We start from the raw sequence: 20,571 nt of genomic DNA on the forward strand, positions 1-20,571 counted from the left end.
AGAAAACTGTTACGCCTCGACATGAAAATGTCGGGGCGTTTTGCTATTACTAAACTGTACACATAAAAAGTTTTGTACAAGAGTGATCTTTTTTCTTATCGAAGTTGTACAAATATAAAAGCATGTACAACAGGGAGATGTGTGATGAGCATTAAGTTAGGGGTAAGCGCGTGTGTTATCGGAGAGAACGTCCGATTTGATAGTGGCCATAAGCGCAGCCACTTTGTGGCGAAAGAATTGTTGCCGTATGTAGAGTTCGTGCCTGTCTGCCCTGAAGTTGCTATCGGCATGTCAATTCCTCGTCCAACCATTCGTTTGTTGGACAAAGATGAAATCGGCATCCGCTTGGTAGAAACCAAAGACAGCACTGCTGACCACACCGAAAAGATGGAAGCGTTCAGTCGCAAAAAGACGGAGCAACTGGCAGGTATGGATCTATGTGGCTATGTCGTGTGCGCAAAATCGCCGACATGCGGCATGGAACGTGTGAAGGTATACAAAGAAAGCGGCTATGCAGCGTCTGAGAAAAGCGGTGTGGGTCTGTATACCAAGCAATTGATGGAACGTATGCCTTGGTTACCGGTAGAAGAAGATGGTCGTTTGAATGACCCCGTGCTTCGAGAAAACTTTGTGTTCCGCGTTTTTGCGCTGAAAGATTTACACGACTCAATGGCAGAGGGTGTTACACGCCGCGCAATCGTAGAGTTTCACTCCCGCTATAAATTGGTGTTGATGGCGCATCGCCCAGTAGAATACAAATCCCTCGGAAAGTATGTTGCCAACATTGCTGACTACGACCTTGACGAGTTCTTCACCGAATACCGCACGCGCTTCATGAAAGCCATTGCCCACTGTGCCAGTAAAAAGAACAACACCAATGTGTTGATGCACCTTCAAGGCTATTTCAAGCGTGATTTGGACAAAACTGCCAAAGCAGAACTTTCAAATTTGATCCTTGCTTATCGTAAGGGCGAAATGCCGTTACTCGCGCCACTCACGTTGATCAATCACCATTTGCAAACGCACCCAGACGCGTACTTATCGCAGCAAAGCTATCTCAACCCGTACCCAAACAGTTTACGACTACGTTACGGACTGTGAGGGTAGCGTAATGAAAGCGATGAATGACCATTCAACAGAGAATAACCCTTCGGATGAAAAGGCACTGCTCTCAATCGGAGAAGTCTCTGAGCTAACGGGTGTTAATACCGTCACGCTAAGAGCTTGGCAGCGTCGCTATGGCTTATTAAAGCCTCAGAGGACGCCCAAGGGTCATCGCATGTACACCGGTCAAGATGTGGCAGTTATCGAGAGCATTCTTAAATGGCTCGACCGTGGTGTTCCGGTGGGCCAAGTAAAAGCGTTATTGAATGATGAAACCTTCACGCCGAAAACGTCGCCTGATGCAGAAATCGCGAGGGAAGCGGATGAGCTTAAGAAAGCCGTGATGGATTTTGACGTGCTGCGCGTGAAGCGCCAGTTGTCTGAGCTAACACGGCATTACCCTATTTCGGTATTGGAAAAGAACTTATTCGGGCCTTTGACGGATTTCTTTTCCGAACAGAAATCTGACGTGATAGGCCTTTGTTTGAGCACTTGGTTGACCGTGTTGCGACACGAGCTGTTGCGCTGTTTTCAATTGGGGCAAAAATCATCGAGTAAAAAACGCTGTGTTCTGGTTTCGACATCTCTTAATGACCTGCACCTTTTCTACGGTCAGGCACTCAATTATCAAGCGAAAGGTTACGCTGTAACAATAATTGAAGGGCTTGATTCTAATCTTTTTTCCCTAGTGAAAACAATAAAACCTAGCAACGTGACCGAGTTGTTCATTTTTTCTGAAGACGCGCTTTCTGCTTCCATGAAACGCGATATTGTCATCATTGTTGATACGGGTGCAGTGTCTGTTTCCTTGTTGGGGAAATGCAGTGTCATTCATTCCGACTTATTCACTAATCTAAACACTCAACATGTCGATAAGGCTGCGCGCAAAGACGTCACGTCAGACTCATCAGCATCCATGAAAGAGAAAAGCGAGAGGGAGCAATTTCAATGAAATTGGTTTGGTTTAGGCGAGATCTACGCGTAAAGGACAATCTTGCACTTACAGAAGCGTGTAAGTCAGGAGAGCCCGTTATTGCGGTGTACTACGAAACGCCTTTGCAGTGGAAAAAGTACTGCAACGCTCCCATTCAGGCTGATTTGATTCGTCGACGCCTGCAAGTGTTACGCACAGAGCTTGAGGCGTTGAACATTCCACTGATGGTGCGTTGTGCGGATTACTACAGTGATATCAATCCTTTGATTGCACAGCTCTGTCAGCAATATCAAATCTCGGACGTGTTTTGTACACGCGACCATGAGATCGATGAAATTAACCGTGACAATGCCATTGCAGGATTGTTGAGCCTCACAGGGACATGCTTCCATGCATTTGATTACAAATGCGTGTTTGCACCAGGCTCAATAACGAATGGCTCAGGATCAATGTATCGCGTATTCACGCCGTTTAAGAAAACGTGGTTAGCGAAACTTGCCTTACATGGCGTGTCGCCATTGCCATCGCCTGAACCTGTGCAAGCCTCTTCCATCACCTCAGGCATGCTTAGAGGGCAAGGTGACATAGAACTGCACTATCGCCAAGATGACTCGGTGAGCTGGCCTGTAGATGACAGTGCCATCATTCAACGTATGCGTGATTTTTGCCGCTACCGTGTTGAGCAGTATGAAAACTTACGCGATTTCCCCGCCATTCCTGCCACCAGCCAATTGTCGCCTTACCTCGCGATTGGAGCGGTGTCGCCGAGACAATGCATCGCGCGTTTGATGTTGGAAGCGAAAGATTGCTTAGAAAAAGGCACGGGTGGGGCGAACGTTTGGTTGTCTGAAATCGTATGGCGTGAGTTCTATCAGCACATCACGGCAACGTATCCTGCAATCAGTCGAGGAAAAGCCTTCCTCGAATGGACAGATAACATTGAGTGGAACCAAGACGAGCTGCTGTTTGAGCGATGGAAGCAGGGGAAAACGGGTTACCCGATCGTTGATGCCGCCATGCGCCAATTGAATGAAACCGGCTGGATGCACAACCGTCTCCGAATGATTGTGGCAAGTTTCCTAGTGAAAGACTTACACATCGATTGGCGATGGGGAGAGCGTTACTTCAATTGGAAACTCATTGATGGCGATTTTGCTGCCAATAATGGCGGCTGGCAGTGGTCTGCATCAGTGGGCACCGATGCCCAACCTTATTTCAGAGTGTTTAACCCAACCACGCAGGGAAAGAAGTTTGATCCCAATGCGAGATTCATCCGTAGATGGTTGAAAGAATTAGAAACTGTTCCTGATAAGTCGATACATGAACCGCATAAATGGGCTGAAAAAAATGGCATCGAATTGTCATATGTGAAACCCATTGTTGACCACAAGCTTGCGCGTCTAAAAGCGATAGAAATGTTCGAAACGGCGAAATCGGGACAGTCCAAACAAAGGGTTGAATCATGATGCAAAGCACCGCAACGTCAGACCACATTTCTTCATCAGAAGCGGCAACGCTTGAACGATTTATTCACGTTTATCAGGCGCTTAGAAAAGACAACCTAGATACGCTAGACAGCATTTACAGCCATGATGTCGTGTTCGAAGACCCTGCGCACCGCATCGAAGGGTATGACAACCTCGCTCGGTATTTCGACACCATGTACACCAACGTGACGGATTGCCGCTTTGAGATTCATGATCACGCTGTCAACGGCGACATTGCTTTTATCAGCTGGACGATGACCTTGTCTCATCCGAAGCTCGAAGGTGGAGCAGAGCGTGCCGTTAAAGGGTGCACCAAATTAACATTGAAAGAAGGGCGTGTTGTGATGCACCGCGATTTCTTTGACTTGGGAGAAATGCTGTATGAAGCGCTGCCAGTGTTAGGGTCTGCGGTCAAAATGATCAAAAAGAGGTTGGGCCAATGAAACGTGTATTAATCACTGGCGCATCATCGGGCATTGGTCTTCAACTGGCCAAAGACTACGCAGACAATGGCTGGAGCGTCGTGGGCTGCGGCCGCAATACACAGCACATCGAAGCGCTGGCCCAGGAGCGTGACAATGTCACATCATTACGCTTTGATGCCACGGATTTGGATGACACTAAGCGTGCTTTGGCATCTCAAGACGCGCGTTTCGACTTAATCATCTTAAATGCTGGCACGTGCGAATATATCGAAGATGGGCGCATTGACGTGACCTTGTTTCGACGTGTGTTCGACATCAATGTGTTTGGTATTTTGAATTGCATTGAAGCCTTGCAAGACACGTTTACTTCAGGGACGCACCTCGCACTAATGGGGTCTACCGCCGCTTACTTGGGTTTGCCGCGCGCAGAAGCTTATGGCGCGTCGAAAGCCGCAGTGTCTTATCTTTCTCGCTCGCTTTCCGTGGATTTAGAAACTAAAGGGGTGACGGTGTCACTTGTTTCTCCGGGGTTTGTCAAAACACCTCTCACGGATAAAAACGATTTTGCGATGCCCCTGATGGTTTCTCCTGAAGAAGCATCGTTAGCAATACGCCAAGGCTTAGAGAAGAAAAAAGCCGAAGTGCATTTCCCGAAAAAATTCAGTTATATCCTCAAATTTTTAGCCACCTTGCCAATGGCATGTCAGTTTGCGCTCGTTAAAAAAATAACAAGGAATGCCCAATGAAAATTGCAATCATCGGCTCAGGTATCTCAGGCCTTACCTGTGCGCATTACCTACATAAAGATCATGACATCACGTTGTTCGAAGCCAACGATTACATTGGTGGCCACACGGCGACGGTCGACGTTGAAGTCGCTAGCGGCAAATACGCCATCGACACCGGATTTATCGTGTTTAACGATCGCACGTATCCAAACTTTCAGAAATTGATGGCAGACATTGGTATCACTGGGCAAGAGTCGGAGATGAGCTTTAGCGTTCGTAACGAAGATAACGGCCTTGAATATAACGGCCACAGTGTGTCTTCTTTGTTTGCGCAAAAGCGCAATTTGTTCAATCCGAAATTCTACCAATTCATCCGTGAGATCCTGCGCTTTAACAAAGAGGCCAGAGAATCACATTCCATTGCGACCCACGGCGACCCATTGATCGAACAAACACTGGGCGATTTTCTCGAGCAACGCAAATTCAGCGATTACTTTTGTCAGAACTACATTCTGCCAATGGGGGCGGCCATTTGGTCTTCTACCTTGTCAGATATGCGTGCTTTCCCGCTCAAATTCTTCCTGCGCTTCTTCCAAAACCACGGTTTGCTGGATGTGACCAACCGTCCGCAGTGGTACGTGATCCCTGGTGGCTCTCGTGAATACGTGAGGAAAATGGTGCCAGCCTTTGAATCCTCAATCCGCCTTAACACGCCAGTACACCGCGTTGAACGTACATCACATGACGTGATCATTGAAACGTCTCGAGGCGTTGAGCGATTTGATCACGTGATTTTCGCTTGTCACAGCGATCAAGCACTCAAAATGATGGCAGACCCATCCAACGATGAATCATCCATTCTTGGCGCGATTGATTATCAGAATAACGACGTGGTTTTACACACCGACGAATCACTGCTTCCCCGCCGAAAAGCGGCATGGGCAAGCTGGAACTATCACTTGGGCGCGAGTGATGGACGCGAAGAAAGGCCCACGGCACTGACCTATGACATGAACATCCTGCAAGGGATTGAAGCGCCAGAGACTTTCTGTGTCACGCTCAACCAAACTGACCACATCACGCCCGAAAAAGTACTTCGTGAGTTTGTTTATGCGCACCCTGTTTTCGACCAAAAGTGCATTGACGCACAAAAAGAACGTCATTTGGTAAACGGAATTGATCGCACTTGGTTCTGTGGTGCGTATTGGTACAACGGATTCCATGAAGACGGTGTAAGAAGCGCGCTAGACGTGGTGAGTGGTATTAATGAATTACCTGTTCCGCTAAGGAGCGCGTCATGAATTCAGACGCTAACAGCGGTCTGTTTGTCGGCAGTGTTCGCCATCGGCGCTTTACGCCGGTGGAGCACGGATTCACCTATCCAATGTTCATGCCGTTGATTGATCTTGACGAGTTAGACGCATTGGCACAGAACGTGCGTGGCTTTTCGTTAAGAAAGTGGGGGGTGGCAACCTTTCACCGTCCTGATTACATGGAAGGGCGTTTAGACACCAAACAAGCGGTAAAAGACAAGATCCATGCGTTAACCGGCAAGCGTGTTGAGGGGAAAGTACTCGCGCTTTGTCACTTGAGGTATTTCGGGCTCTACTTTAGCCCAGTGAACTTTTACTACCTGTACGACGAGAACGACCAATGGCAATACATTCTTGCCGAAGTGAGCAATACACCTTGGAATCAGCGTCATTACTATGCGATTCCAGCGGGTAAACGTTGGGAGAACGACAAAGCGTTTCACGTCTCTCCGTTTAACCCGGTCGATCAAAAATATGTGTGGAAGCTTCGTCCCTTGGACAAAACCGCGTTTGTGCATTTGGAAACGCACCGTGGCGAGAAAGAGTTTGATGCAACACTTGCGCTATCAAAGAAGCCTTTCACATCAAAAGAACTCAGCAAACTCATCGTTAAGACCCCGGTGATGACGGTAAAAGTGGTGGCCTCCATCTATTGGCAAGCATTGAAGCTCTGGATCAAAGGCGCACCGTTTTATTCTCACCCGGCTCAGGTTAAGGAGTAACTATGTATTCAAGCCAAATCGAAACCACATCCTGCGCAGTGACAAAGAAAGACACTTTCGCAAGAAATGTGCTGTTGAAAACGTTCGGATACATCGAAGGCGCGGGTCTCACGCTCGTTGATCATGATGGACAAACGCATCAGCTCGGCGATACGTCTGCCGAACTACATGCGGAAATTATTATTAAACACCCAGGCTTTTATCAAAGGTTGCTGACAGGTGGCAGTATCGGTGCGGCAGAAGCTTATGTTGATGGCTGGTGGGACTCTCCAGACTTAACCAACGTGATTCGCGTGTGTTGTCGAAACATGCCGGCGCTTGACCGATTAGAAAGCAAAGTAGGTTGGCTTGCAGACATCGTGACAAAAATTGCGCATTGGAAAAACCGCAATACGAAAGAGAACTCCAGAAATAACATCTCTGCGCATTACGATTTGGGCAATGCATTGTATGAACAGTTTCTCGACCAAGAGATGCTGTATTCGAGCGGTATCTATGAAGCAGAGTCAGATTCCCTAGAACAAGCCCAATTTCAGAAAATGGATCGTCTGTGTCGCCAGCTCGAATTGAAGCCAACAGACCACTTGATCGAAATTGGTACCGGTTGGGGCGCAATGGCGATACATGCGGCAAAGCACTACGGGTGCCGCGTGACCACCACCACGATTTCCAGCGAGCAATTTGAATGGGCAAAAAGCAGAGTCGAGCAAGAAGGGTTGGAAGACAAGATTACCTTGCTCAAAGAGGACTATCGCGATTTGACCGGTGAGTACGACAAGCTTGTATCCATTGAAATGATCGAGGCGGTGGGCAAGCAATACCTCACAACCTATATCAAGAAATGCCAATCACTGCTCAAGCATGACGGCCTGATGGCGATTCAAGCCATTACCATCGCTGACCAACGTTATGACTATTACAGCAACAACGTGGACTTCATCCAGAAGCACATCTTCCCTGGGGGCTTCCTGCCATCTGTTAACGTGTTGCTTTCTCATTTCACGCGCCACAGCGACTTAGTGGTGCGCGACTTGAAAGACATCGGGTTAGATTATGCGAAAACCCTTGAAGACTGGCATGAACGCTTTAACGAACGCCAATCAGAGCTGATTTCGCTGGGGTATGACGAGCGCTTTATCCGCTTGTGGCGTTATTACTTTTGTTACTGCGAAGGCGGCTTCCGTGAGCGCACGATCAGCACGGTGCAATTGGTCATGAGCCGTCCGGGGTGGAGAGAGTAACGACAGGTTATTCAACATTTTTTGCGGAGTATTCGCTCGTAAACAACGGCAAGGTCGATAAAGGGGAACGTATGCGCGTCATTTTACTTTCATTAACGTTCAATGTGTTTTGGTTCGCCGCTGTTGTTGGTCGTAGCGATTGGATCCCAGTGCTGGTGGTGCTGCTCATTGGGGCGTTGTTGATTGATCGTTCCTTGTATTGGGCGATGCCTTTGTTTGCTGTTGTTGGCATCGTCGGTGACAGCGTTCTCTCTCATTTGGGCATTCTTCAATTTCCCCATCCGCATCTGCCACTTTGGTTGTGCCTGATGTGGGCGGGGTTTGCATCGTACCTTTGGTTGCTTCGCGATTGGATGATGTCTCAAAAGACGTGGATATTGCTCATCGCAGGCAGTGTAGGGGGAATGCTTAGTTACCTTGGTGGAGAACGCTTGGATGCTGTTACGTTTGGAGAGCCCATTGAGAAAACAGCGCTGATTTTGTTTGGCATGTGGCTGATGTATACCGTGGTATTCCTCTCCATGCTGAAGGTGTTAACCAGAAAAGCAAAGTCTGGCCCCGACAGTCATTCTGCAATACCTGCTAAAAAATAGAAGCTGCAAAGAAACAGTATCTGGAAATAAATAAGGACTCGATACCGATGAAGCCATTTTCTGCAATTACGAAAAACCAGCGCTCAACATCAAGCCAAGTCTGTTCGCGACAGACAAAGCCTTGGGTTATGTGCTTGTTTATGGCGGCGTTAACAGCGTCATCAACGTCGTTTGCAGATGCGATGGCGACAGAAGCGTCATCTGGTTCTGTGGTGGACGCTCAACACGCTCTAAATGCAAATGCCAATAGTGATCAATGGATGTGGTGGAAACCTGTCGGCAACGCCTCGTTAACCTGGGGCTTTTGGAAAATCTACGACAGTGAGCTGCGCACTCAAAACGGCAAATACGTCGCTGAAAGCAACGAGCCTTTGGCGTTGGTGATTACCTATAGCCGAGATATTGATGCTGAAGATTTACTGGATGCGACCGTTGAACAATGGGAACACCTCGGGTACACCAAAAGCCAGATTGACACTTGGTTGCCGAACATGGAGGGCGTCTGGCCAAACGTGGAAGAGGGTGACCGTTTGATTTATGTGCTTTCAAATCAAACAGGTCAATTCTATTACCAAGCATTGAACGACACGGCAAAACCGACAGGTTCGTTGAACGAAGCGGTACTTGCTGATGCTTTCGCCAACATTTGGCTTTCCCCAGATACCGCTTACCCGACACTTAGGCTCGCGCTGATTGGCGGCGAGGCTTCAAACAGGAAATAAACATGAAAATATTCGCCCTTTTAAGCGCCATCTTTTTTGGATTGGTGGGATGCTCTAGTTCTATCGATGACTACAAAGCCACGACACCTGCGTTCAATTTGTTTGAGTATTTCGATGGCGACGTGAAAGCTTGGGGAATGGTTCAAGACTATACAGGAATGGAAACACGTCGCTTTGAGGTGGTGATTAAAGGCACTGTTGAGGGCAATCAACTCATCTTGGATGAAGACTTCGATTTCGCGGACGGTGAAAAGCAGAATCGAGTGTGGACGATCACTCAAAATGCGGACGGTTCATATCAAGGCACAGCGGGCGATGTGGTGGGTATTGCGACGGGGCGTGAAGAAGGTAACGCACTAAATTGGGCGTATGACTTGAGCGTTGATGTCGGAGAAAGCAATTATGTGCTGACGCTGGATGATTGGTTGTACCGACAAGACGATAAGCGCGTGTTCAACCTTACCTCCATGAAAAAGTTCGGCATTGAAGTAGGGCGCATCACCATTTTCTTTGAAAAGCAGTAGCGGGCTGAAGCCCGACAATCACCCTGAGCCTCTTGCCATGCCAATAACACGTTGAAGCGTCCAGCGAAGCAAGAGAGGAATGTTTTCATCGTGATGTTGCTCTGTGTATTCGATAATGGCTAACGCCGCGTCTGGCTTTGCATATTTCTTCAGCGCTTTATCAATGATCTTCTTCGTCGACAGTTTTGTTTGTCCTTCCAGATGAGCCATTTGTCGGAACAGTGGCTCGTAGCCATTGTGAAAAAGGTAATGCTCAATGTCTCGATCGGGTAAGAGCGTCAATCGATGATTTTCTTGATCGCCATTGAGCATATTGCGTGCTGAGTATGCGTATTTCTGTCCCGCCATGTCGCCATCAGCAATCAAATGCCATTCAATACCGAGCTCGATGGCCAGCTTAATCAGCGGCTTAAGGCCACTTTGTGCAAACTCGATCAGTTGCACCCCTTCCGCGGCAAGGTCATAGCCTTGTAACCGCGCTAATTCGTTGAACAACCAGACTTCCGTTTCGCCTTCCACCAGTAGCCAACATCGCGCAAAGAGTGCGCTCGGGCGATGAATACGAACGTGGAATGAGACGCGCCTTTCTTGATCTTTCGACAGCGCATCGGGTGATACCTGATGCGACACTGTGTGTGTCGAACCGCGCTCTAATCGTCGTATGCTTGCCAAAGGCGTAGCGGAGAGAAGATCGCCACTGTTGGTGGTTAAGATCTTTTGCATCGGCATCAGTCGAATCAAGCGCCATGCTTGATTCAGTAAAGTTGGGTGCAAGCGGCTTTCGGGATCTTCAAATATAACGATAGGACGCGCATTGGCCTTTAATTGTTTGGGGCCTCGGGCTCGCACAAAGGCGCTGAGCAACCCCATCAACAGCAATCGACTTTGGTTTGATGTGTTTTTTGCGACATGTTCTAGCGGGTGAATGTAATTAGCTCTCATGTTGAGGTGGCGTGCAGGCTCAACATCGCTGGGGGAGCGATTATGGGAATCGAACGCAAAATAATGGTCGAGCAAAGTACGCATGGCTTTTAGGCCGCTTCGTACCTCTCCCTTATTCACATGACCGGGTTTTTGCTGTAAGCGACGTACGGTGTTTTCTAGCCGCTTCTCTAAGCGTGTTTTGTTGCCATTTTGCAGAAGCTCTGCGTCCCGCAAGCGCCGTGCATCTTGCATACGTATGATAGGGTGAAGTGCGACGAGCTGGTGAGCGAGTTCTTCATTGTTGTTGATATCAATAACATCGCCTTGCTCCGTCAGAAAGTCTCGACTCACGGTGATCTTTCCATCATCAAATTCTGCATTGATACGAAAATCGATTCGGCGTACCCCTTCAGTATTTCCGTTCCACACTTGGGAGAATTTCCGGTATCGCCTTGCTCGGTGCTCACCTGAAAAGCTTTCTAGCCATCGAAAGACGATGAGGATTTGGTTGGTTTGGGCATTTCCAAGGGTATGGTCGATATGAAAATCGGAACGTTGGAAAGGGTATGCCTCTCCAGTGGATGGTAGGCAGAGTGTCAGTGCGTCTAAGAGTGAACTTTTGCCCCAAGCATTCTCTCCAATAAGCACGGTGAGTTCATCGAGACTTAGCGATAGTCGACGAATGCCGCGAAACCCTGCTATTTCAATGCGATCTAACTTCATAGGCACCTCTTAAGTAAGAGTAAGACAGTTAAGGGGCTTATGGCGATGTGTACATCACGAAATTAGCGATTGGGTGCCTAAAAGTTGTTTTTATTCAGTGAATTGTGACAGATTAAAATGAGGTTTTTTTAAAATTATGCATTGCTATGAATAGAAATAGTTGAAAGACAGGTCAACTCGCAATGGTACATATGATAAAGAACTGAACAGTTTTGACACAACCCTGAACAATGCAACATTGAGGGGGATAGGCTCATCAAGAAGCCACCCTGTTTCAGAAGGTTTTGAGTAAAAGCGAGTACACGAAGAGGGAGACACAACAATGATATCTTTCGAAGCGCTGCAAGTATTGGACGCGATTGATCGAAAGGGAAGTTTTGCCGCTGCCGCAGACTCCTTAAGCCGTGCGCCTTCATCCCTGAGTTATCAGGTGCAAAAGCTCGAACAAGATTTAGATTTGGTTATTTTTGACCGTTCTGGCCATAAGGCGTCGTTTACTGATGCAGGAAGATTGCTACTAGAAAGAGGACGCATTCTTAGCAATGCGGCGGACGAGCTCGTTGCGGATGCGAAATCGCTAGCGCATGGGTGGGAATTAGATATCACCATCGCCTATGATGGCTTGCTATCAGCTCGCCAATTTTTTCCACTTATTGATAAGTTAAGCAATGAGGCAACCACCCGCGTTCGCTTGCAGGAAGAGATTCTTGCGGGGTCATGGGAAGCGTTGGAAGAAGATCGCGCAGATATACTGATTTGCCCAACAGCACCAAGTTATCCTCAGAGTTTGAAAGTGCAACCTTTGGGTTTCTCCGAAGGGTATTGGGTGGCACATGCAGACCATCCTATTCATAGCGAAGCCAATCCGTATGACGCGGACACGCGACGTAAGTATCGCAGTATTTCGGTTGCAGATACGGCGCGCAATGCCAAAACGTACACCTTTAACATTTTGGATGAACAGCCACGACTCACCGTGTCCTCGATGGCAGAAAAATACCACGCCATTAAGAAGGGGCTGGGCATAGGTACCATGCCGGATTGGTGGATACAAAAGGAACTGGATGACGGTGACCTGAAAATCATTAAAGGGAGCGAGGTGTATCGCTTGGAGTGGGTGATGGCGTGGAAGCGGAACCGTATGGGAAATGCGAAAAGCTGGATGATCCGTGAATTGCCGAAAGTACTAAAAGTAATTCAACCTATGCCGAAAGAATGAGTAGGCTGGAAACACCATCATAAATCAGCCGAACACATGCTAAGCATTGTGTTCGGTTGTTTCGCTAAAACCTTTATGGAGCAACAAGATGATCCGACACATATTACTGGTAACCTTCAAAACAACCACGAATGAAGCTGATCTTGGAGAGATTCGTGAAGAGTTTGAATCAATGACAGAGCGTGTGGAAGGGGTTGTGTCCGTAGAGTGGGGTGAAAACGACAGCCCTGAAGGTAAAAACAAAGGGTATACCCATGTCATCTTTATGACGTTTGCAGATGAAGATGCACGTCAGCGTTACCTTGTTGACCCAGAACACGATGCACTCAAAGTGGTGTTTGGTCCTCACATCGAAGATTTGATCGTGGTTGATTATACGCTTTGAAACCAACGACTTAATAAAGGTTACACTGTCACTTGACTTGGTCGGTGTGTGATCGAAAAAAGGCTGCTATGCAGCCTTTTCTATCTGTTTGAATTGTCGCTTTAACTGCCGCGCTATAACATCATTTCCATTTCAACGATGCCATCTTGCAACTGCACATCGATACTAAATCCGACTTTCTGTGCGAGGGCGATCATGCCGGAGTTTGATGGCATCGTCATGCCGTTGAAACGCTTTAATCCGCTTACACGACCATAGTCGATCACTTTCTCCATCAAAATGCGTCCTAGGCCAACACCTTTTAAGTCAGAGCGAACCAGCACGGCAAATTCGGCATCAGTGTGTTCTGGGTTTGATAGCGCACGGACCACGCCAAGGATGTCGTCTTCCTGCGTTTCATCGTTCCTGTAAACGGCGACGAACGCCATTTCGCGGTCGTAGTCAATTTGGGTTAGGTTTGCTAACGCCTCATGATTTAGCTCGCCCACATCGGAGAAAAAGCGTTTGTATAGATCTTCAACGGACACATGTTCGATGAAGGTTTTATGGTTAGGCTCATCTTCAGGGAGAATGGGGCGAAGCAACACGGGTCTGCGATCTCTCAGCGTAACGCGTTGTTCTAATTCTTTCGGGTATGGGCGAATGGCAAGGCGAGAATGTATGTCGTCCTCGTAGGGAGATAGCTTGATAGAGGCATCCAATACACGCAGCTCATCGCCCGAAGCGAGCAGCGGATGAATATCGAGCCCTGCAATTTGAGGGTAATCGATGATTATTTGTGACAGCGTCACTAGGAAGTGACAAAGCGCATTCACGTTCAGGCGATAAGGATGGCTACGCTGCCTTAATTTGCCCGATTTAACCGCGCCGATGACCAAGTAACGAGCGAGTGCCATGTTCAATGGAGGAATTGCAACCGCGGCGTCTCGGTTTACATCCCATTCTGAACCGCCTTCACCCACCAAAATAATGGGCCCGAAAACAGGATCATGGCGAACGCAAACCCGTAATTCTTGTGCGCCAGCACGGCTTGCCATGCTCTGAATCTGTAAGCCTTGGATACGTGCGGTTGGATACGCCAAGGACACACGGTTCAACATCAGTTGTGCTGCATTGGCCACTTCAGTTGCGTTGTTCAAATCCAGCATGACGCCGTTGACATCTGATTTGTGTGGAATGTCGGGTGAGCGTAATTTTACGGCAACGGGATAGCCCACTTGCTCGGTAATTTGTGCGGCTTCTGATGGGTCTGCGGCTAGCCATGTCGCCATCACATTGATGCCGTATTTTTCCAAGAAAGGGCGAGCTTCGTGGGTTGTTAATGTGGTTTGGTGGTTTTCCAATGCTTGCTGAATCAGCGCATTTCCGCCTTCGACGTCGTAATCAATTTGACCCATTGAAGCCGGTGTTTCCATCAGTTGTTTTTGATTTCGGCGGTATTCGACCAAGTGCATGAATGCGGTAACCGCACTTTCCGGTGTACGGTAGGCAGGAAAACCGCCATGGGCAAAGGCAAGCCTCGCTACGGTGGCATCGTCACTTTCACCTTGCCAGTTGGTCAAAATGTTAAAGCGTTTCGCCCTTGGGTTGTTCTTCAACGTTTGGATCAAGGCTTTCGCCGTGCTTAACCCTGGCGCCGTCACTGAAGGGGAATGCAGTATCAGTAATGCGTCCGCTTCATCGCTTTCCAATAGAATCTCGGTAGCCTTTTGGTAACGCGTGGTGTCTGCATCGCCGACGATGTCGATGGGATTGCCATGCGACCAACTCACGGGCAGTACCTCGTTGAGCTTCGCAATGGTTTCATCACTGAGCACGGCAAGCTTTCCACCCATCTCCACCAAGGTATCCACCGCCATAACAGCAGGGCCACCCCCGTTTGAAATGATGGCCAAGCGCTCGCCTCGCAGAGGCACAGAATGGGAGAGGGTTTCTACTGCTGCAAACAGTTCATGCGTCGTGCGTACGCGCAGCATCCCTGAACGGCGGATAGCTGCATCATAGGCACCATCAAGGCCATGAGAGAACTCAGAAAGGTGGGGAAGTGCGCCTGCACCTTCTGGTGTTCGTCCGCTTTTCAGCACCAACACACGGCGGTTACGTGATGCGGCACGGGCAGCGGATATAAAGCGCCTCGCATCTTGGATGTTGTCGATATAAAGCAAAATCGCATCGGTTTTGCTTTCTCGGCTGAGGTAATCGAGCAACTCAGGGAAATCGATGTCGCTGGCTTCGCCAAGAGAAATGAAGGTTGAAAATCCGACCCGGCGGTTTTTCGCCCAATCGAGGATCGTGGTACACACCGCGGCGGATTGAGAAACAAAGGCAATGTTGCCGCGGTTAGCGGGAATCGGTGAGAACGACGCATTGAGGTTAATCCAAGGCTGGATCATCCCCAGGCTGTTAGGGCCAATCACCCGCATGGCATATTGTGATGCGATGTCGCGCATCACATCAAATTCAGCTTGCCCGTTTTCGTTCAGTGTATTCTTCATGCCTGCCGCAAGGATGATCGCGACTTTAACGCCTTTCTCGCCAAGCTGGCGAATCAGTTCACTGTTTCTGCTCGCATGGGTACAAAGTACTGCCATGTCAGGAACAAGGGGGAGTTCTTCAATCGTGGAATACGCGAGAATCCCAGCCACGGCCTGATATTTGGGCGTGACAGGCATGATGGGGCCTTGAAAGCCACCGGACTGCAGATTTCTAATGATGATATTGCCCGCGCGCCCTGGAGTGTTAGACGCGCCGATAACAGCAATCGATTTTGGTTTGAATAGCGCATCGAGGTTAGTCATTTCCCTCTCCTGAAGAATCTTCAAGTTATTGAAGTATAAACAAACAACCTGACGGTGCTCGCTGAATCCGGCATCTTCAAGTTGTTTGGGTATATATTACCGTGTTTATTCAATGCTGCATGTCTCCATTGACTTGCCTGTGATCCACCGCGAAATAAGGGAGGGTTGACCAAGAAAGTGGATCATCCGTCGCACGCTAATTGTAGGGATGTGTGATACGTGGCAGATACTTGGGAGAGTTGCTGTCGTTAAGGTTGAATGAATCCTATGCTGGGGTCAGAATAAAGAAAGTGAGTCCTAAAAGTAGAATATTCATGAAGAAAATCCTTTCTGTCGCGCTGACATTAGCGCTTGCCGGCTGTGCTGGTGGATCGAATACAACTCAGTTGCTACTGACGCAAAGCTCTGGGGCTGAGGTTATGCCTTTGTCTACTACTGAGCCGTCGAATGTTACGCCTGAGACTGTAAAACCGGCACCTAAGATGCCGGCAAACGTTGAGCCAATGCCAAAACCTGCGCCCAAGGTTGCAGCGACGGCCACACCTAAGCCGATGCCTGTTCCCATGAAAGAAAAACCCATGGTAGCAAGCACGAAAGCTGAAAAACCGATGATGAAAACGACGGCAACCACATCATCGAAAAAATACACCATTCAGGTTATTGCACTCAGCCACAATAAAGGTTTCACCGAGTACATGGACAAGTTGCCGTCTGACAAGCCTGTGTGGTCAAACAAGAAAATGGTTGAAGGTTTGCCTTGGTATACGTTGCTGTATGGCGAATTCCCATCAAAAGAAGCCGCGAAATCTGCATTGAATGCGCTGCCGAAAACCATCAAAGAGTACGGTCCTTTTATTCGTTCCTTCTCTTCGATTAAAGGTTCGTCAACGCCAGACATGACACGACTGAATTAACGCGTCTAACTCGCTAATACCTGGGTGAGCTTGGGACAAAAAGAACGCTGAAAAAGAGAGCATTTGCTCTCTTTTTCTATATTTATTCAGTCGTGTAACGACTGGAACCTTGCAATACGGCGCGTTTTTGAGCGATTGGACAAATTTTGCGAGTTAATTGATCTCGATTGGATGAAAGGTGGCAGGGGTTTGTCTACTATAGGCGGCTCACCTTCCATGTTATGCACCGGATTGTGCAGCAGAATTTTTGTTATCCCTAAACTGTTTTAGGGCGGAGTATGTAAGGTCATGAACCCAACTCAAGTTTTACTCCTGTGCGGCGGTGGCAGCGCAGAGCATGAAGTTTCAATGGTTTCCGCGAATTATCTCGAATCAGAGCTTTCGAAAGTGTCTTCCGTCTCTGTCATTCGCGTTGAAATCACGAAAGACGAAGGCTGGAAAGATGCAAATGGACAACCTTGCCGTCTAAACCTCGATAAAACCCTAAATGTAGGCAATACAACAGTCGCCATTGATTATGTTGTTCCCTGTATTCACGGTTTCCCGGGCGAAACCGGTGACATTCAATCACTGTTAGCGTTATCGGGTTTGCCGTTTATGGGGTGTGATGCGTCAGCGAGCATCGTCTGCTTCAACAAAATCACATCAAAGCTTTGGTTTGATGCGATTGGTATTCCAAACACGCCGTATGTTTTCTTAACAGACAATAACGCCGAAAGCATTGCACAGGCAGAAGAAGCGTTTGACCTTTGGGGCGCTATTTTCGTGAAAGCTGCGTGTCAGGGGTCATCTGTTGGCTGTTATAAAGTCACAGACAAAGCGGCAGTGAAGCAGGCCATCGAAGACGCGTTTACTTTTTCTCATCAAGTGCTTGTTGAAAAAGCAGTACGCCCACGCGAGCTTGAAATTGCGGCCTACCATTTTAATGGCGAGGTGATTGTGACTAACCCAGGTGAGATCTGTGCGCCGGAAGATACGTTCTACACCTACGAAGAGAAATACAGCACATCAAGCCACAGTTTGACGACGGTAACGCCGGATAACTTAACGGAAGAAAACATTGCGAAAATGCGTGAGTATGCGGAAAAAGCCTTTGTGCATTTGAAGCTGAAAGATTTGTCGCGTATCGACTTCTTCCTAACGGACGAAGGTGAAGTGCTGTTGAATGAAATCAATACCTTCCCTGGTATGACGCCGATTTCTATGTTCCCTAAACTGGTAGAACATAACGGCCACGTCTTTGCCGACTATTTAGAAAGCTGCATTAAAAGCGGAGTTGCTGCGAACTAATCCAGTTCGATTTTGCGTTTTAGCTTATCCATAGCCTCGTCCCTTGCTTGCTTATTACCCACGTACTGAGCGGGCATCGCGGGGCTTTTCCATCTTCCCTGTTGCTGAATTTCCTTTATCGACAATCCTGCCTGTGACAGATCTTGGCTCGCCCCAACGCGCGGTGATTGGCCTGAAAACGTAAATGCATTTTCTTCACCCAATTCACTGGCAGCTCTTCGAAACACACGATAAATAGAAGAGTGATCCATGGGTGTATCACCGAGTTGTTCGTGCTTATTGATACCGCGCAAGAGTGGGCCATCAGCAACCCCTGAAACCAACAACCATCGCTCAATCAAATCGCCAGCCTGCTCGCTGAGTGAAATGACGTGTTCACCGACATGCAGTACGAAACCGTTGTCTGTTTTCTGTGGTGCATCATAAGACAACGCGGAAAGCTCACTGCGTTTAAGCATACCTTCGAAACACAGCGTCCAAATTAACAAGTCACGGATGTCTTTCAAACGATCACTGTCGCTCAGTTTTTCATGAAGGGCATTCAGGTGTTCAAGATGAAATGCCGTCGCTTGGCCTGCGTCATCCGCTTTTTCACGATAGAGTTTATTCAACGTAAACCGTACTTCACGGTGCTTGGTGGGGTCAGGGTGAGCATGAACGCGGTGAATCATTGAAATGGTAATGATGTAGCGTTTTATGCTCGCTGCTTTGCGTGTCTTCGCGGCTTGTTCGACGAAACGTCTGACGGCGGTCACGGCTGCAGGAAGGGGTGACACCTTGTGCTCACGACAAAAGCCCAAAAACGTTTCCCAGTCATTTTGAAAGCTCAATAGAGAATTGTGACTGTACGCGCCATGCGTCAGCGATTTCCACGTCTCAAGTGATACATCACCTTTACGAAACGTCGTCACGCTTGCTTTGATTTCTTCAGGGTCAGTAAGAGCTTGTATCTTTTTCATGATATAGCGCACTATAACTTAAATGTTATCTACAACATTAGCATAAATTATGTGGATTTAAACAGTATTCATGCTTATTAAGCCGTGGATGGACTAAATACCATAGAATCATCAGCTAATGATGAAATTTGGCATTGCAATAAAAACTGGTCTAATTTGTGATTAATGCAGTATGAATGTCGTATGTTTATCATTAATAACGAGTTAGGGTGAGTCTTTTGAAAAAGCGTCTCTACCATCGCGGTTACAATGTAGAACTTGCTGATGAAAAAACGGAAGAATACAGTGCCCGCATTGGGGGGAAGCGCGTCTTAGGCTCGCTGCTTGGCGTAAAGCAGTCCATAGATTGGTGGTGTGATACCAACATCCTTCGTGAGCCGAATGATTTTGATAAGCAAGATTTCGACGATGCGAAAACCAAGAAACAAGAAGAGTATAAAGGCATTCAGATCATGAATGACGCCGAAGACGATGATAAAGCATGGTACATGATCATCAAAGGCAACCTCCTCAAAGGTTCACTTCCTGCACTAAAGCAATTTATTGATAAAAATGTCGTTACAAAGACTTAACCGCTCGCAAATATTTGTTTAATTGTGAAGCAGATAGACAGAATATTTGCGTCATATGCATCAATAAATATCGTCAATACATCTGCAATTCATTAAAATCCCACCATAAGTAAAATATTACACATCTAACAAAGGTCAGCATGAAGAAGCGGTTCACGCATCGTGGGCATACCATCGAAAGCCGTGATGAGGTTTACTCATCAAATGTGGGTGGAAAAAGTGTATCTGGCAGCTTGCTAGGCGTTAAACAATGCATTGATTGGTGGTGCGACACGCGTATTTTCCGTCGTCCTGCTGAATTCGAACGTCAAGGTTTCAAAGCGTCGCAATCGCGTTCTTCTGAAAGCTATAAAGGTTTTCAAATCATGGTCGACGAGAAGCAACCTGGGCTTTGGTACATGCTTGTCCGTGGTCAACTGCTAAAAGGGCCACTGCCGAAGCTAAAACAGTTTATCGACCAAAACTCACTGTCTCGCTAAACACGAGCCTTTAGAGCGCTTGTAGATAACATTACTGTATTTAAAGGCATTCCCGAAAGGTGAATGCCTTTTGTTTTCTGTATATACAGGCAGGGAACATTTGATACCATATTGCTAAATTGACACGTCATAGAGTGGATTATGAACGACGATAACAGCCGCTTGGTCTTTTCTACGGAAACCGGGCGCATTAAGGAAGAGAAGCAAGCACCTCAACGTGATGCAGGCGATGGCATTGTTCGCATTCAACGCCAAACCAAAGGCCGTAAAGGTAAAGGTGTATGTTTGGTAACAGGGCTAGACGTGGACGACACGCAACTTAAGTTGGTCGCGGCTGAATTGAAGAAAGTGTGTGGCTGTGGTGGCGCAGTGAAAGACGGTGTTATCGAGATTCAAGGTGACAAGCGCGATCAAATCAAAGCGTACCTTGAGAAGAAAGGCCATACCGTAAAGCTTGCTGGCGGTTAAGCGCTCAGTCTGCTGATTTCTGTTTGCTGCTTACGCGTTTAACGCAT

General features: G+C 47.7%; 21 protein-coding genes. 18 read left to right on the forward strand and 3 right to left on the reverse strand.

Features of this window, described 5'->3' with window-relative positions; translation table 11 throughout:
• Nucleotides 1-144: 144 nt before the first annotated feature.
• The 11 genes from BCT27_RS23530 (at nucleotide 145) to BCT27_RS23580 (ending at nucleotide 9,793) form a co-directional block, all read left to right on the forward strand.
• On the forward strand, nucleotides 145-1,101 hold the full coding sequence (locus BCT27_RS23530; protein WP_102396958.1) for a YbgA family protein: 957 nt from the start codon (nucleotides 145-147) through the stop codon (nucleotides 1,099-1,101).
• A 10-nt stretch (nucleotides 1,102-1,111) separates the two neighbouring features.
• Nucleotides 1,112-2,056 carry a MerR family transcriptional regulator gene (locus BCT27_RS23535; protein WP_102396959.1) on the forward strand — a complete coding sequence of 315 codons (945 nt, stop codon included), beginning with the start codon at nucleotides 1,112-1,114 and terminating at the stop codon, nucleotides 2,054-2,056.
• Complete coding sequence (gene phrB, locus BCT27_RS23540; protein WP_102317892.1) at nucleotides 2,053-3,504, forward strand: deoxyribodipyrimidine photo-lyase; 1,452 nt, start codon at nucleotides 2,053-2,055, stop codon at nucleotides 3,502-3,504. Before BCT27_RS23535 ends, phrB begins: the two co-directional genes overlap by 4 nt.
• On the forward strand, nucleotides 3,501-3,968 hold the full coding sequence (locus BCT27_RS23545; protein WP_102396960.1) for a nuclear transport factor 2 family protein: 468 nt from the start codon (nucleotides 3,501-3,503) through the stop codon (nucleotides 3,966-3,968). The genes phrB and BCT27_RS23545 overlap by 4 nt, the downstream gene beginning before the upstream one ends.
• Complete coding sequence (locus BCT27_RS23550) at nucleotides 3,965-4,696, forward strand: SDR family NAD(P)-dependent oxidoreductase (RefSeq protein ID WP_102317890.1); 732 nt, start codon at nucleotides 3,965-3,967, stop codon at nucleotides 4,694-4,696. The genes BCT27_RS23545 and BCT27_RS23550 overlap by 4 nt, the downstream gene beginning before the upstream one ends.
• Entirely contained in the window at nucleotides 4,693-5,979 is a 1,287-nt protein-coding gene (locus tag BCT27_RS23555; protein ID WP_102396961.1) for an NAD(P)/FAD-dependent oxidoreductase, read from the forward strand. Before BCT27_RS23550 ends, BCT27_RS23555 begins: the two co-directional genes overlap by 4 nt.
• Nucleotides 5,976-6,713: a DUF1365 domain-containing protein gene (locus BCT27_RS23560; protein ID WP_102396962.1), complete on the forward strand. Its 738-nt coding sequence runs from the start codon at nucleotides 5,976-5,978 to the stop codon at nucleotides 6,711-6,713. Before BCT27_RS23555 ends, BCT27_RS23560 begins: the two co-directional genes overlap by 4 nt.
• Before the next feature lie 2 nt (nucleotides 6,714-6,715).
• Nucleotides 6,716-7,954: an SAM-dependent methyltransferase gene (locus BCT27_RS23565; RefSeq protein WP_102396963.1), complete on the forward strand. Its 1,239-nt coding sequence runs from the start codon at nucleotides 6,716-6,718 to the stop codon at nucleotides 7,952-7,954.
• Between the two features lie 71 nt (nucleotides 7,955-8,025).
• Nucleotides 8,026-8,547 (forward strand): DUF2878 domain-containing protein, encoded by a 522-nt coding sequence (locus BCT27_RS23570; protein WP_102396964.1) that lies wholly within the window; start codon nucleotides 8,026-8,028, stop codon nucleotides 8,545-8,547.
• 47 nt (nucleotides 8,548-8,594) lie between these two features.
• Nucleotides 8,595-9,269, forward strand: a complete 675-nt coding sequence (locus BCT27_RS23575) for a chalcone isomerase family protein (RefSeq protein ID WP_102396965.1) — start codon at nucleotides 8,595-8,597, stop codon at nucleotides 9,267-9,269.
• A gap of 2 nt (nucleotides 9,270-9,271) precedes the next feature.
• The gene (locus BCT27_RS23580) at nucleotides 9,272-9,793 is read left to right on the forward strand and encodes a DUF3833 domain-containing protein (RefSeq protein WP_102396966.1); all 522 of its coding nucleotides are present in this window, start codon (nucleotides 9,272-9,274) and stop codon (nucleotides 9,791-9,793) included.
• A gap of 18 nt (nucleotides 9,794-9,811) precedes the next feature.
• On the opposite strand, the gene BCT27_RS23585 is transcribed toward BCT27_RS23580, so the two are convergent.
• Nucleotides 9,812-11,440: a DUF2813 domain-containing protein gene (locus BCT27_RS23585; protein ID WP_102396967.1), complete on the reverse strand. Its 1,629-nt coding sequence runs from the start codon at nucleotides 11,438-11,440 to the stop codon at nucleotides 9,812-9,814.
• A 322-nt stretch (nucleotides 11,441-11,762) separates the two neighbouring features.
• Between BCT27_RS23585 and BCT27_RS23590 the strand changes: the two genes are divergently transcribed.
• Nucleotides 11,763-12,659 carry a LysR family transcriptional regulator gene (locus BCT27_RS23590; RefSeq protein ID WP_102396968.1) on the forward strand — a complete coding sequence of 299 codons (897 nt, stop codon included), beginning with the start codon at nucleotides 11,763-11,765 and terminating at the stop codon, nucleotides 12,657-12,659.
• An 88-nt stretch (nucleotides 12,660-12,747) separates the two neighbouring features.
• Nucleotides 12,748-13,044, forward strand: a complete 297-nt coding sequence (locus BCT27_RS23595) for a Dabb family protein (protein ID WP_102317881.1) — start codon at nucleotides 12,748-12,750, stop codon at nucleotides 13,042-13,044.
• A gap of 113 nt (nucleotides 13,045-13,157) precedes the next feature.
• On the opposite strand, the gene BCT27_RS23600 is transcribed toward BCT27_RS23595, so the two are convergent.
• Nucleotides 13,158-15,842 (reverse strand): bifunctional acetate--CoA ligase family protein/GNAT family N-acetyltransferase, encoded by a 2,685-nt coding sequence (locus tag BCT27_RS23600; protein WP_102396969.1) that lies wholly within the window; start codon nucleotides 15,840-15,842, stop codon nucleotides 13,158-13,160.
• Between the two features lie 314 nt (nucleotides 15,843-16,156).
• Between BCT27_RS23600 and BCT27_RS25930 the strand changes: the two genes are divergently transcribed.
• Together BCT27_RS25930 and BCT27_RS23615 are read left to right on the forward strand one after the other, a co-directional pair.
• Nucleotides 16,157-16,756, forward strand: coding sequence for an SPOR domain-containing protein (locus BCT27_RS25930; protein ID WP_241905054.1), 600 nt, complete (start codon nucleotides 16,157-16,159; stop codon nucleotides 16,754-16,756).
• 288 nt (nucleotides 16,757-17,044) lie between these two features.
• Nucleotides 17,045-18,046: a D-alanine--D-alanine ligase gene (locus BCT27_RS23615; RefSeq protein ID WP_102389920.1), complete on the forward strand. Its 1,002-nt coding sequence runs from the start codon at nucleotides 17,045-17,047 to the stop codon at nucleotides 18,044-18,046.
• On the opposite strand, the gene BCT27_RS23620 is transcribed toward BCT27_RS23615, so the two are convergent.
• Nucleotides 18,043-19,005, reverse strand: a complete 963-nt coding sequence (locus BCT27_RS23620; RefSeq protein WP_102389922.1) for a tyrosine-type recombinase/integrase — start codon at nucleotides 19,003-19,005, stop codon at nucleotides 18,043-18,045. The two genes, BCT27_RS23615 and BCT27_RS23620, sit on opposite strands and share 4 nt — an antisense overlap.
• A 218-nt stretch (nucleotides 19,006-19,223) precedes the next feature.
• Here BCT27_RS23620 and BCT27_RS23625 point away from each other — a divergent pair, with 218 nt between their 5' ends.
• From BCT27_RS23625 to yciH, 3 genes are all read left to right on the forward strand, one after another.
• Nucleotides 19,224-19,577, forward strand: coding sequence for a DUF3319 domain-containing protein (locus tag BCT27_RS23625; protein ID WP_102318022.1), 354 nt, complete (start codon nucleotides 19,224-19,226; stop codon nucleotides 19,575-19,577).
• A 140-nt stretch (nucleotides 19,578-19,717) separates the two neighbouring features.
• Nucleotides 19,718-20,056, forward strand: a complete 339-nt coding sequence (locus BCT27_RS23630) for a DUF3319 domain-containing protein (RefSeq protein ID WP_102317876.1) — start codon at nucleotides 19,718-19,720, stop codon at nucleotides 20,054-20,056.
• 141 nt (nucleotides 20,057-20,197) lie between these two features.
• Entirely contained in the window at nucleotides 20,198-20,524 is a 327-nt protein-coding gene (yciH, locus tag BCT27_RS23635; RefSeq protein WP_017011073.1) for a stress response translation initiation inhibitor YciH, read from the forward strand.
• Nucleotides 20,525-20,571 lie beyond the last annotated feature (47 nt).

This window comes from Enterovibrio norvegicus, assembly GCF_002876705.1.
GTDB classification, from domain to species: Bacteria; Pseudomonadota; Gammaproteobacteria; order Enterobacterales; family Vibrionaceae; genus Enterovibrio; species Enterovibrio norvegicus_B.